General features: G+C 66.8%; 14 protein-coding genes. 10 read left to right on the top strand and 4 right to left on the bottom strand.

Features of this window, described 5'->3' with window-relative positions; translation table 11 throughout:
* Complete coding sequence (locus VJ162_RS06545; protein WP_324663193.1) at positions 1 to 834, bottom strand: phosphoenolpyruvate hydrolase family protein; 834 nt, start codon at positions 832 to 834, stop codon at positions 1 to 3.
* A 137-nt stretch (positions 835 to 971) separates the two neighbouring features.
* Between VJ162_RS06545 and VJ162_RS06540 the strand changes: the two genes are divergently transcribed.
* From VJ162_RS06540 to VJ162_RS06525, 4 genes are all read left to right on the top strand, one after another.
* Positions 972 to 1871, top strand: a complete 900-nt coding sequence (locus VJ162_RS06540; RefSeq protein WP_324663192.1) for an RAD55 family ATPase — start codon at positions 972 to 974, stop codon at positions 1869 to 1871.
* Between the two features lie 53 nt (positions 1872 to 1924).
* Positions 1925 to 2977: a tyrosine decarboxylase MfnA gene (mfnA, locus tag VJ162_RS06535; protein ID WP_324663191.1), complete on the top strand. Its 1053-nt coding sequence runs from the start codon at positions 1925 to 1927 to the stop codon at positions 2975 to 2977.
* 260 nt (positions 2978 to 3237) lie between these two features.
* Positions 3238 to 3822: a YqaA family protein gene (locus tag VJ162_RS06530; RefSeq protein ID WP_407066836.1), complete on the top strand. Its 585-nt coding sequence runs from the start codon at positions 3238 to 3240 to the stop codon at positions 3820 to 3822.
* A 100-nt stretch (positions 3823 to 3922) separates the two neighbouring features.
* A complete protein-coding gene (locus tag VJ162_RS06525; RefSeq protein ID WP_324663190.1) occupies positions 3923 to 5281 on the top strand; it encodes an aryl-sulfate sulfotransferase in 1359 nt (452 codons plus the stop codon).
* Between the two features lie 55 nt (positions 5282 to 5336).
* Here VJ162_RS06525 and VJ162_RS06520 read toward each other — a convergent pair whose 3' ends face one another.
* Positions 5337 to 5681, bottom strand: a complete 345-nt coding sequence (locus tag VJ162_RS06520; protein ID WP_324663189.1) for a tRNA-binding protein — start codon at positions 5679 to 5681, stop codon at positions 5337 to 5339.
* A gap of 161 nt (positions 5682 to 5842) precedes the next feature.
* On the opposite strand from VJ162_RS06520, the gene metG reads away from it, so the two are divergent.
* The 5 genes from metG to VJ162_RS06495 all read left to right on the top strand — a co-directional run bounded on the left by metG (position 5843) and on the right by VJ162_RS06495 (position 11092).
* A complete protein-coding gene (gene metG, locus VJ162_RS06515) occupies positions 5843 to 7966 on the top strand; it encodes a methionine--tRNA ligase (protein WP_324663188.1) in 2124 nt (707 codons plus the stop codon).
* Positions 7967 to 8173: 207 nt separating this feature from the next.
* Positions 8174 to 8530 (top strand): DUF7312 domain-containing protein, encoded by a 357-nt coding sequence (locus VJ162_RS06510; protein WP_324663187.1) that lies wholly within the window; start codon positions 8174 to 8176, stop codon positions 8528 to 8530.
* A gap of 25 nt (positions 8531 to 8555) precedes the next feature.
* Complete coding sequence (locus tag VJ162_RS06505; protein ID WP_324663186.1) at positions 8556 to 9155, top strand: NfeD family protein; 600 nt, start codon at positions 8556 to 8558, stop codon at positions 9153 to 9155.
* 79 nt (positions 9156 to 9234) lie between these two features.
* The gene (locus tag VJ162_RS06500; RefSeq protein ID WP_324663185.1) at positions 9235 to 10440 is read left to right on the top strand and encodes an SPFH domain-containing protein; all 1206 of its coding nucleotides are present in this window, start codon (positions 9235 to 9237) and stop codon (positions 10438 to 10440) included.
* A 46-nt stretch (positions 10441 to 10486) separates the two neighbouring features.
* Positions 10487 to 11092: a winged helix-turn-helix transcriptional regulator gene (locus VJ162_RS06495; protein WP_324663184.1), complete on the top strand. Its 606-nt coding sequence runs from the start codon at positions 10487 to 10489 to the stop codon at positions 11090 to 11092.
* Here VJ162_RS06495 and VJ162_RS06490 read toward each other — a convergent pair.
* Positions 11089 to 11331 carry a DUF7123 family protein gene (locus VJ162_RS06490; protein ID WP_324663183.1) on the bottom strand — a complete coding sequence of 81 codons (243 nt, stop codon included), beginning with the start codon at positions 11329 to 11331 and terminating at the stop codon, positions 11089 to 11091. The genes VJ162_RS06495 and VJ162_RS06490 overlap by 4 nt on opposite strands.
* Positions 11332 to 11562: 231 nt before the next feature.
* On the opposite strand from VJ162_RS06490, the gene VJ162_RS06485 reads away from it, so the two are divergent.
* Positions 11563 to 11964 (top strand): TRAM domain-containing protein, encoded by a 402-nt coding sequence (locus VJ162_RS06485; RefSeq protein WP_324663182.1) that lies wholly within the window; start codon positions 11563 to 11565, stop codon positions 11962 to 11964.
* On the opposite strand, the gene VJ162_RS06480 is transcribed toward VJ162_RS06485, so the two are convergent.
* On the bottom strand, positions 11961 to 12659 hold the full coding sequence (locus VJ162_RS06480; protein WP_324663181.1) for a YkgJ family cysteine cluster protein: 699 nt from the start codon (positions 12657 to 12659) through the stop codon (positions 11961 to 11963). The genes VJ162_RS06485 and VJ162_RS06480 overlap by 4 nt on opposite strands.
* Positions 12660 to 12692 lie beyond the last annotated feature (33 nt).

The raw sequence follows: 12692 nt of genomic DNA, 5'->3' as shown, positions 1-12692 counted from the left end.
TCAGAACTCTATCTCCTTGAACTCGCGGGCCTGGTTCTGGATGGCCTCCTCCGTGGGCAGGCGCTCGATGCTGGAGGCCCCAAAGAAGCCGACGACGCCCTCCGTGTTGTTCAGGACGTACTCGGCGTCGTCGGGCCAGGCGATGGGGCCGCCGTGGCAGATGACCATGACGTCCTCGTTTACCGCCTTGGCGGCGTCGTGGTGGGCCTGGACGCGCTCGGCGGCCGTCTCCAGGTCCAGGGCCGTCTCGGCGCCGATGTCCCCGGAGGTGGTCAGGCCCATATGGGAGACGATGATGTCCGCGCCCACCTCGGCCATCTCGCGGGCCTGTGACTCGGTGAAGACGTACGGGCAGGTGAGCATGTCCTGCTCGGCGGCCTCCTGAATCATCTCGACCTCCTTGTCGTAGCCCATCCCCGTCTCCTCTAGATTCGCCCGGAAGGAGCTGTCCTCGTCGATGAGCCCGACCGTGGGGAAGTTCTGGACGCCGGAAAAGCCCCGCCGCTTGAGGTCCTCGATGAACACGTCCATCTGCCGGAACGGGTCGGTCCCGTTGACGCCGGCGAGGACGGGCGTGTCCTCGACGACCGGGATGACCTCGTGGCCCATCTCGACGACGATCTCGTTGGCGTCGCCGTAGGGCAGGAGTCCGGCAAGCGACCCGCGGCCGTTCATCCGGTAGCGCCCCGAGTTGTAGATGATGAGCAGGTCGACGCCGCCCCGCTCGGCGAACTTCGCCGACATGCCTGTTCCCGCGCCCGCGCCGATGATGGGGTCGCCGTCCGATACCGTCTCTCTGAGCCGTTCGAGTGACTCCTCGCGTGTAAACGCCATGTGTCGGCGTACCGATGGCTGCCTCTTCAAACTTTGCCGAACAATAGTTATATTCTACTGTAAACCACTGCGTGCCAGCTCGTTTGACAGCTGTTCCCCGACGCTACACTTTTTACCCGGTCCCCTCTCAATCCGCTATGTCACCGACACCCGACGCCAAGAGCATCAGCCGCGGTGTGTCGTACATCCCCTTTGGCATTCCGGGGCTGGACGGGAACGTCCGGGGTATCCCGACCGGGAGCTCGGTTCTGCTCGCCGGGGCCTCGGACGCCGGCGGCGACGCCTTCACCTACACCAGCCTCGCGACGCTGATGCTCGCAAAGCACGACCCCGACCTCGTCCCCGGCCACATCGCCCGCCGGAGCGACGCCATCCCGGAGTCAGTCACCTACGTCACGCTCTCGCAGGACCGAGAGCACGTCTACAGCGAACTTGACGCCGTCCTCGACGGTTATCAGTTCGAGACGCTGACAGACCACATGACCGTCGCGGACTTCTCCCAGCGGTTCATGGAACTGCTGCCGGTGCCCCCGGCGCTGTTCGACGCCCGGCGCACCGACAGCGACATCGAACCGGTCGAGGAGGACGAACCCGAGACCGCCGACCCGGACGACGAGACGTTCCGCGCGCTACTGGACGACATCGCCGAGCGGGTGGCCGGAGGCACCGACGACATCGTCGTCATCGACTCGCTGACGGACCTCGACCGGGCCAGGGAGTTTGGCCTCTCCCAGGGCCGTATCGTCGCCTTCCTCGTCGGGCTGCGCGAGGCCGTCGTCAACTGGGGGAACGTCGCCTTCGTCAAGTTCGACAGACCGGCCGGGGAGGTCCGCAAGGACGACCGCGTTCACGGGCTGCTCCACGGTTCGGTGTATTTCTACTCCAACGACAAGGGGTTCGAGACCTACCGGACGATGCGCGTGGGTTCGTTCGGCGGCGCGCTCGACACTGAACGCCAGACGGTCTTTGAGTCTCTCGTCGGCCCTACCGGGTTCCGGGCGAAAGCGACCAAGAAAATCGGCCCCTCGAACTGGTGAGCCCGAAACGAACACAACGGCTAAACCGGTCGCCCTCTACATTCGGCACAGGAATGCTACAGCGGGCCGAGCCACAGGAGTTCGAACGGGTGCTCTCGTCTATGTGTACCGCCCCTCACCCGGTGGCTCGCAAGGCGGCCGAGCGGTTTCTGGCGACCAACCCCGGCGACCCCGGGACCTACGAGACCGTCGCCGACCTCGAACGCGAGGCCGTCGACGCCCTGGGCGACCTCACGGGGCTGGCCGACCCGGCCGGCTATATCGCCTCCGGCGGTACCGAGGCCAACATCCAGGCGCTGCGCATCGCCCGCAACCGGGCCGACACCGACGACCCCAACGTCGTCGCGCCAGTCCACGCCCACTTCTCATTTACCAAGGCGGCTGACGTGCTGGACCTCGAACTCCGGACCGCGCCCGCCGACGAGTATCGCGCAAACACCGCGGCGATGGCCGAACTGATAGACGACGACACCGTCTGTGTCGTCGGCGTCGCCGGCTCGACGGAGTACGGCTTCGTCGACCCCGTCCCGGCCATTGCCGACCTCGCACACGGAGCCGACGCGCTCTGTCACGTCGACGCCGCCTGGGGCGGCTTCTATCTCCCATTTACCGACCACGACTGGCACTTCGGCCACGCCGCCGTCGACACGATGACAATCGACCCCCACAAGGTCGGCCAGGCCGCGGTCCCCGCCGGCGGGCTGCTTGCCCGCGAGGAGACGCTGCTTGACGAACTGGCCGTCGAGACGCCGTATCTCGAATCGACGAGCCAGCTCACCCTGACGGGGACCCGCTCGGGCGCCGGCGTCGCGTCGGCCGTCGCCGCGATGGAGGAGCTCTGGCCCGCGGGCTACCGGGAGCAGTACGAGCGCTCGATGGACAACGCCGAGTGGCTGGCCGACCAGCTGGACAGCCGGGGCCACGACGTCGTCGGCCCCGAACTCCCGCTCGTGGCCGCCGACCTCTCCGTGCCGATGACCGACGAACTCCGCGAGCGGGGCTGGCGCGTCTCCAAGACCGGCGCCGGCGAGATGCGGGTGGTCTGTATGCCCCACGTGACGCGGTCGATGTTGCGGTCGTTCGTGGCGGATCTGGACTGGTACTGATATCCGCGCGCCGCTGGCGCGCGGTTCACGCGAATCGCAGCGCGATTCGCGCGTTTTCGCGCACGTTTTTCGAGGAGCGGTCGCCCCGGCGACCCGACGATGAAAAAGGTGCTGTCCCACGTGACGCGGTCGATGCTGCGGTCGTTCGTGGCGGACCTGGACTGGTACTGTGCCGTCGTTGCAGCCGTACCGGACTCTCTCGGTACCGCTCCGGAGGGAACATATCAAGCTTTAGTACCCGCTGTTTGCTAGGGGGTGGTGTGAGTCTGTCTCCCCCGTTTCCGTTGCCCGTCGCCTTCCTCAGTGAGTGTGGGACCGCCGACGGGTCGCTCGCCCTCCTGGAACAGGCCGTCTGTACGGCGACCGGGCCGACGGGACTGGGCATCATCGCCGTCTACTCCTTTCTTATCGCCTTCATCCTGCCTCTGCCAAGCGAGGTCGTTCTCGTGCCGGCCGGGTCGCTCCGACTGGGGCTGTCGACGAACGGGAACCTCGTCGCCATCATCCTCTTTAGCGCCCTCGGCAAGGCGCTGGGGAGCCTCTTTGCGTTCCACATCGGCCAGGAGGCAAAGGAGTACGGGCCGCTCGTGCGCCGAATCAAGGAGTCCCGGTTCGACGTCATCGAGTGGTCCGAGAAGAAAACCGTCCAGATCGCGAGAAAGTACGGCTACGTCGGCCTCGCGCTGGCGCTGTGTGTCCCCTTTTTCCCCGATACGATATCTATCTACGCCTTCACCGTCCTGGAGGAGGACTATGCCCGCTTTGGCGCCGCGACCTTCTTCGGCAGCGCGGGTCGCCTGCTGGTGACGCTCGGGCTGGCCGGCGGGACGCTGGCGCTGTTGTAGCGGACCGCGCCGGCAACGTTTAATATGCAGTCGTTGCTGGGCCCTGCTATGTACCGTTGTGTTGCCGGTATCGCCGACCACTGTGGGGAGTGCCGATAGCATGCGACGACGGACGCTGATTCGAGCCGGGCTGGCCGTCGTTGTACTCGCCGCCTCGGTGGCGCTGCTCGTCTCCTGGGTCCAGACGCCGCCGAACGCCGCCGCCGCGGCGGCGAACCAGACCGACGCGCCGCTGTCCGAGCGCGAGGCGGTCGTGCCCGAGCGACCGAACGCCACCGTGGTGACGACGGACCCTCCCGGGGGCAACAGCGGGACCGCCGCCATCGTCGCTTTCACCGACGACGGCCGGACGCTGTATCACAACAACACCTACGGGAACTACTTCGACGTGGACCCGGACCCGCCCGGGTCCCGGACCGTCCTCTACGTCGCGGGCTCTAGGTACGACGACTGCCCCGACGCGCTCGCGGCCCGGGACAACGGCTCGTACGAGGACGGCTGTGCGAAGGTGGTCATCGAACGCGCCAACCTCACGACGGGCGAGACCGAGCGAATCCACACGGCGGTGACGGCGTGGGACATCTGGCACGACGTGGACCGCCTGAGCGAGGACCGGCTCGTCGTGGCCGACATCGCAGAAGACCGCGTGTTCACGCTCAACACCACGACCGGCGCCGTCGAGTGGGAGTGGCGCGCCGAGGAGGCCTTCGACCGCGAGGAAAGCGGCGGCCAGCCGGGCGACTGGACCCACGTCAACGACGTGGAGATACTGGACGACGGCCGCGTCATGGCGAGTCTCCGCAACCACGACAGGGTCGTCTTCATCGAGCCCGGCAGCGGCCTCCAGCGCAACTGGACGCTCGGCGCCGAGGACGCCTACGGCATCCTCTACGAGCAACACAACCCCGACTACATCCCCGAAGCTCGGGGCGGCCCGGCCGTCGTCGTCTCCGACTCGGAGAACAACCGGGTCGTCGAGTACCAGCGTGTCGACGGCCAGTGGCGGCAGGCGTGGACGTGGCGTGACGACCAGCTCCGCTGGCCCCGCGATGCCGACCGCCTCCCCAGCGGCCACACCCTGGTGACGGACTCACAGGGCGACCGCGTGCTCGAAGTCGACGTGGACGGCGATGTCGTCTGGAGTATCTCCGTCCCGACCCCCTACGAGGCCGAGCGCCTCGGAACGGGCGACGAGAGCGCGAACGGACGGAGCAGACAGGCACTGACCAACGGGACCGGCGGTGGTTCGGCGACCGGGGAGCAGACGACCGGACTCGCCTGGGTCGTCGCCTTCGTCACCGGCCCGCTCGTCAACGGGCTGCTGTATGTCGCGCCCGGGTGGATGCGCTTTGGCGACCTGCTGGTCGCGCTGGGGCTCGCCGGCGCGGCGCTTGCCTGGCTCCTCGCGGAGCTGTACTGGCGGCGGGTCCACCGGCGGCTGGTCGCGAGGGTGCGTTGAGCGGTCGCCGTGGCGTCCCCGCGGCTATAGACTGGCCTCTCGGCGCTGTCAGCGACTAGTAGACCCGCGTCCCCAGCGGCACGTCCCGCTCGGTCGTCAGGTGGACCACGCCGTCGTCGCCGTCGACGCCGGTGACGAGACACTCGCTCTCGAAGCCGGCGACGGTCACGGTTCCCAGGTTCACGACGGCGACGACCTGGCTGCCAACGAGCTCCTCGCGGTCGTACACGTCGGTCAGCCCGGCCGCCGACTGGAGCGTCCGGTCGCCGAAGTCGACGGTCAGCTTGTACACGTCCTTGCGGGCTTCCGGGAACGGTTCCGCGTCGGCGACCTCGCCGATGCGCATCTCCACGTCCTCCAGGAACGCCGCGGGGTCGATTCGGTCCTCGCTGAATCCCATGTCCCCACTCTCGCCGTCCAGGGACCTAATACGAACTGGTGACGCCTGTCGCCGACCCGGTCGGACGAGTGCCGGGACACAGCAACAACAGTCGGTATAACGGCTGCTGTTCCCGACGGCAAACCGCCCTCCTTTTGACCCGCCGGTGGCACAGAACGGGTATGAGCCACGACGACTTTCCCACGGACCGCCCCGCGGTGGTCACCTGTGGGCTCCCCTACGCCAACGGCGACTTACACGTCGGGCACCTCCGGACGTACGTCGCCGGCGACGCCCTCTCGCGAGGGCTCCGACGCATCGGCCAGCAGACCGCCTTCGTCTGTGGGTCCGACATGCACGGGACGCCCGTCGCCGTCAACGCCGCCGAAGAAGGGGTCGAACCACGCGAGTTCGCGCTCGACTACCACGAGACGTACGCCGAGACGTTCCCGCAGTTCAACGTCGAGTTCGACAACTACGGCCACACCGACGACGAGACCAACACCGAACTCACCCAGGAGTTCGTCCGCTCGTGGGTCGACCAGGACCACGTCCACGAGAAGGAAATCGAGGTCGCCTGGGACACCGAGGAAGACCAGCCCCTGCCCGACCGCTACGTCGAGGGGACCTGCCCCTACTGTGGCGAACAGGCCCGCGGCGACGAGTGCGACGAGGGTTGTCAGCGCCACCTCGAACCCGGCGAAATCGAAGAGCCCGTCTCGACGCTGACGGGCAACCCCGCCGAGTACCGCACCCGCGAACACAAGTTCCTCCGACTCTCGGACTTCCAGGCGTATCTCCAGGAGTTCCTCTCCCGCATCGAGGGCACCGACAACGCGAAGAACCAGCCCCGCGAGTGGGTCGACGGCGAGCTCCAGGACCTCTGTATCACCCGCGATATGGACTGGGGCATCGACTATCCGGATGCAGATGGAGACGGCGAGGACCTCGTGCTGTACGTCTGGGTCGACGCCCCCATCGAGTACGTCGCCTCGACGAAGCAGTACTCCGAGCGCGTCGGCAAAGAGGAGTACGACTGGGAGCAGGTCTGGAAGTTCGACGGCGAGACCCGCCACGGGACCGAGTGGGACGACGACTGGACCGACGAGAGCGGCGAAATCGTCCACGTCATCGGGCGGGACATCATCCAGCACCACGCCGTCTTCTGGCCGGCCATGTTGCGGGGCGCCGGCTACAACGAGCCCCGCTCGATTCTGGCGACCGGCTTCGTCGGCATCGACGGCAAGGCCCTCTCGACCTCCCGCAATCGGGCGGTGTGGGCCGACGAGTATCTCGATGCCGGCTTCCACCCCGACCTGTTCCGCTACTACATCGCCACCGGCGCCGGGCTCGAAACCGACGTGGACTTCTCCTGGGACCGCTTTGCCGAGCGGGTCAACGGCGAGCTCGTCGGCAACGTCGGGAACTTCATCAACCGCGCCTTGCTCTTTGCCCACCGCAACTACGACGGCACGCCCGACGCCGAGGTCAGCGACGACGTCCGCGACCGCATCGAGGAGACACTCGACGAGTTCGAGGCGGCGGTGCGGGAGTACGACGTTCGCACGCTCGCGTCGCTCGCGACCGACCTCTCGGACTACGGCAACGAGTACATCCAGCGGACCGAGCCGTGGCACCTCGTCGAGGACTCGCCCGACGAGGCCGCACAGGTCATCCGCGACTGCGTCCAGCTGGCAAAGGCCGTCGCAGTCCTCATGCAGCCGGTGTTGCCCGGCAAGGCCGAGCGGCTGTGGGGCCAGCTCGGCGAGGCCGGCTCCGTCGCCGACGTCTCCCTCTCGACGGCCTTGGAGGCCCCGCCCGAGACCTTCGACGAGCCCAACCAGCTGTTCGAGCAGGTCGAGGACGACCACATCGAGGAGCTCAACGCGGAGCTGCAGCGCCGCGTTGAGGACGCGAGCGGGGACGGCGAGCCCGAAGCGGACGACGGGGCCGAGGAAGACAATGTCGACCTCGAACCGCTCGAGACCGACCGCATCGGGTTCGAGGACTTCGAGGGCGTCGACATGCGCGTCGGCGAAATCCTCACCGCCGAGCCCGTCGAGGACGCCGACAAGCTCCTCAAACTCGAAGTCGACATCGGCCACGAGGTCCGCCAGGTCGTCGCCGGCCTGGCCGAACTGCACGACGTCGAGGACCTGCCCGGCACGCGGGTCATCCTCCTTGCCAACATGGAGCAGGCGACCATCTTCGGTATCGAGTCCAACGGGATGGTGCTTGCCGCCGGCGACGAGGCCGACCTGCTGACCACCCACGAGGACGCGCCGCTTGGGACCCGGGTGCAGTAACTGTCGGCGCAGTCTTTGTTACACCGACAGCAACGGTGGCGTGCCAGATAGCCCCACCCAGCGCTGTTTGACCAACCGGCTACGGGTGGACTGAAAAGGGCCGAGCGCTCGGGGGCTTTCTGGCTGGTCACGCTCCGGCTCTCCTGGCTAACTACTACCAAGACTAGTCGCCGTCCCTTTTTGTAGCTCGCCGTCCTAGCGACGCCCATGTCTGCCGACGGAAGCGACGACGGGGACAAGTTCGTCGCTGAGTACGAGAACGCGACACCGGCCGACGTCATCGAGGAGGCCGAGCCGTCGGCGGCGGCCGACGGGGACTCTTCCGACGGGGACGACGAGGGGGCCGTCGCGGGCTCTCTCGCCCCCGACATCGAGGTGACGCCACAGACGCCCGCGCCGGAGAACACCCTGTTCGTGGCGCTGGGTATCTGTCTCACGGTACTCGCGCTGGCGGATACGGTCGTGGGGCTGAATCTGGTGTTGACCGTCGCCGTCGTCGCTGCTGTTGGACTCGTGACCGCCGTCTGCTACGGCGTCCTCATCCGGACCACCCCCGACACTTAATCAGTCAGCGACCCTAAACAGCGGTATGCACGTTCCCGTGGGTCCGCTCGCTCTCGTGCCCGCCCAGCTCGAACCGCTGTTCGGTACGACGATATCGGCCGTCCTCTTTCTGGCCGGCGCGGCACTCATCGTCGCCGAGGCGTTCGCGCCCGGGGCACACTTCTTCGTTCTTGGCGCCGCCTTGCTGGTCGCCGGGCTGGTCGGCTTCTTCATCCCGCCCGGCCTCGGGATTCTCGCGCCGCTCATCCTCGCGGCCGCCGTCCTCATGACGACGGCGGTCACGCTGTGGGGGTACCGGAAGATAGACTTCTCGGCGCCCGGCCGGGGCCAGTCGCTCTCGTCGAGTTCGCTCCAGGGCCAGTTCGGCACGGTCACCGAGCGGGTCACGAAGAGCGAGGGACAGGTCAAACTGGAAGACGGCGGCTTCAACCCCTACTACGAGGCCCGCAGCGTGAGCGGCGACATCGAGGAGGGGACCGAGGTGCTGGTCGTCGACCCCGGCGGCGGCAACGTCCTCAAGGTCGAGGCGACGGCGACGAGCGACGACGACATCGACCGGGCGTTAGAGCGGGACCGCGAGGAGAGCCCGGCGCCTGAGGCCGAGACCGAATCCGACACCGCGTGAGCCGCTTGGCTTGAATATCGGTAGTTTGTGACACAGTCACCGAAGGCTTTTATTTCGGCGCTCCGGAGTTTCGCCTGTCATGACAGCCCCGCTCATACCGCTACAGGGTTTCCTCGCCGGCAGCGTCTTCGTGTTCGTCACGATGGTGCTGCTGGTGTTGGCCATCGCTGTAGCGTACTCCAGTGTCGTTATCATCCGACCGTACCAGAAAGGTGCCTACACCGTCCTGGGGACCTACCGCGGCATCCTCGACCAGGGGATTCACTTCATCTACCCCTTCGTCTCGGATGTCACCCGCTTTGACATGCGGACCCAGACGCTCGACGTGCCCCGTCAGGAAGCTATCACCCGCGACAACTCGCCCGTCACCGCCGACGCCGTCGTCTACATCAAGGTGATGGACCCGAAGAAGGCGTTCCTCGAAGTCGACAACTACGAGCGCGCCGTCTCGAACCTCGCCCAGACGACCCTCCGTGCCGTGCTGGGTGACATGGAACTCGACGACACGCTGAACAAGCGCCAGGAGATAAACTCGCGGATCCGCCGCGAACTGGACGAGCCCACCGACGAGTGGGGGGTCCGCGTCGAGTCAGTCGAGGTCCGCGAGGTCAACCCCTCGAAGGACGTCCAGCAGGCCATGGAGCAACAGACCTCCGCGGAGCGGAAACGCCGCGCCATGATTCTGGAGGCCCAGGGTGAACGCCGCTCCGCCATCGAGACCGCCGAGGGTGACAAGCAGTCCAACATCATCCGCGCCCAGGGTGAAAAGCAGAGCCAGATTCTGGAAGCCCAGGGTGACGCTATCTCGACGGTCCTCCGGGCAAAATCCGCCGAGTCGATGGGCGAGCGCGCCATCATCGACAAGGGGATGGAGACGCTGGAAGGGATGGGGCAGTCCGAGTCCACCACCTTCGTGCTCCCCCAGGAACTCACCTCGCTGGTGGGTCGCTACGGCAAGCACCTCCAGGGGTCGGACGTCAAGGAGAACGGCCACGCCCTCGAAGCGCTGGACTTCACCGAGGAGACCCGCGAGATGCTCGGGCTCGACGACATCGAGGAGATACTCGGCCAGATAGACGAGGAGGCCGAGGTCGACGTCGAGGCCATGGAAGAGGAGGCCCAGAAGATAAAACGCGGCAAGGACGCCGGTGTCGACAACGCCGACGACATGATCGAACAGATGGACGCCGAGATCGATGACGGCGTCGGCGGCGAGACCGACATCGCCGGCGGTCCGGACGACACCGGCGGCTCCGGGGACGGCGACAGCGAAACTGGTAAATAAACGGACCCGAAGCCGTTTTATAGCAGAACTCCATCCTGTAAGATATATGACCGGGGACGAGGGGGTCGACGAGGACAAGCGAGCCACGTTACGCCGCTTTGCCGCCCTCGGCGCTGCCAGCCCCTTCGTCGGCCTGGCCAGCGGCGACAGCCAGAGTGACACGCCCGACGCAATCGCGGGCTACGTTTCGGCCCGCCCGGGGACACACTTCTCGAAGCTCCGGGACGACCTCCAGCTGGGCACCGGCGAGGCCCAGCACCACCTCCACCGGCTGGAGAACGAGGGCGCCGTCGATTCCCGGAAAGACGGCGACTACCGGCGCTACTTCCCGGCCGACCAGTTCAGCGAGTTCGAGCAGGTAACGCTTGGCTACCTGCGGCGGTCGACCCCCCGCGGGATGCTCGTCGCCCTCCTCAGGGACCCATCGGTGACGGCCTCGGCACTTGCGACCCGGCTCTCGGTGTCCCGACCCACGATAAGCAAACACGCGAAGGACCTGGAGGGGGCCGGGCTCCTCACCCGGGACGACGGCTACGCCGTCGCCGAGCCCGAGACCGTCCTGACCCTGTTGATCCGGTACGCCGACTCATTTGGCGACGGCGCCGCACAGCTTGCCGCCGACGCCGATTCGCTGCTGCGGTATGACCCCTAGGCCTCGACCATCCACGTCGTCGAGGAGGAGTAGCCCCACTTCTCCACGTCGACGCTGTAGTCCCCGTCCGCGATGGTGGTCATGTTCGTCCCCACTTCCTTGGCCGAGAGGCCGAGCTCCTCGCCGATGAGCCGCGACTTGAAGTAGGTCTGCTCGTCGGCGTTTGTCTGCAGGTACTCGAGGATTTGCCGCTGTTTCTCCGAGAGCGGGCTGTCGGTCGCCTGTGCAGTTGCGCTCATGTACTCGGTAGTTCGAGCGAAACTCCCTTAGGGGGTTTGGTACGGTGGGTTAACCGGTCGCTGTCTTGCGGTTTGCTCTCCCTACCGCCCTCGTAAGCGGGGACAATCAGGGCCGCTCGGCCCCGGTTGGTACAGCGGGGAAACGCGGCCGGACCGGTACGAACGTCGGGTCACCTTCTCCGGCAGTTCTTTAATCGTGGCCGGTCGTATGGCAAGTGGAGGTCTATCACTATGGAAATCTCGGACGAACTGCTGTGTCTGTTCAGTGCTGACGTGACTGCCGAGGACGACCGGTATATCGTCGAGGTGCCACGGCGCGAGGTCGAGACGGGTGCCATCGAGGCGGGCGGGACATACCGGGTCGCTCTCATCTCCGCGGATATCGACGGCGAGGCCGACGAGAGCACCGACACGGAGACGCCGCCGGACCAGCCCCAGCCTCCGGTCGAACCGGGCGAGACCCGCTACGTCGAGATAGAGGACATCGGCAAGCAGGGCGACGGTATCGCCCGCGTCGAACGGGGCTACGTCATCATCGTTCCCGGTGCCGACATCGGCGAGCGCGTCAAAATCGAAGTGACGGAGGTCAAATCCAACTTCGCGGTCGGCGAGATAATCGACGAGGACATCTAGAGCTCGCTGCCGTCGGGCCGTTTTTGCCCCTCCGAGTCGTGGACGACCACGCCGTCGGCGTCCGTCGGCTCGTAGTTCTCTCTGACGCCGATTGCCTCCCGCAGCTCTCTGATCGCTCGCTCCTTGAGCGCCGCGGCCAGTTCCTCGGCGTCCGCTCGGGAGATGTCCCGGCCCAGTCCCTCACACTCGTGTGCGCGGACCATCCCCTCGGTGTCGACCGCCTCGCCCATCGGCTGGCTCGTCCCGCCGAGCGCGACCGAAAAGGGGTACGTCTTGCAGATGAGCGGCCGGTCACCGTGGACGGTGCAGGCCCCGACGCCGTCGGTCTCGTCGTAGAACGTACAGTCCCCACAGGCGTCGGTCTGGAGCGCCCACTCGAAGGTCTCGCCCTGGGTGCCCTCGGGCGTCTCCTCCAGACCGTACGGCATCGGCCGGGCCACGTCGCGGAAGTCGTAGTCGCCGGCGTCCTGCAGCCGCCGGATTTCGTCGGGGAAGACGGTGGCGGTGTGGGGGTCTGGCTCGTCGCTCTCTCCAGTGTCGCCGTCAGCAGCCGTGTCGTCCCCACAGCCCGCGTCCTCGCTCTTGCAGCAGGCCCCACAGCGGGTACACTCGAAGCCGATGGTCTCGATGGCGTCCGCGAGTTCGGCCACGTCCAGTTCGCGGGCGCGGTCGAGTTCGGTTTCGAGCGAGTCCATACCCGTCACTGGGCGCGGACGGACAAAAGGCGT

The organism is Haloarcula sediminis (genome assembly GCF_035656455.1).
Classification (GTDB): domain Archaea; phylum Halobacteriota; class Halobacteria; order Halobacteriales; family Haloarculaceae; genus Haloarcula; species Haloarcula sediminis.
Note: the sequence above shows the minus strand (reverse complement) of the source record. Positions and strands in the feature narration are given on the sequence as shown.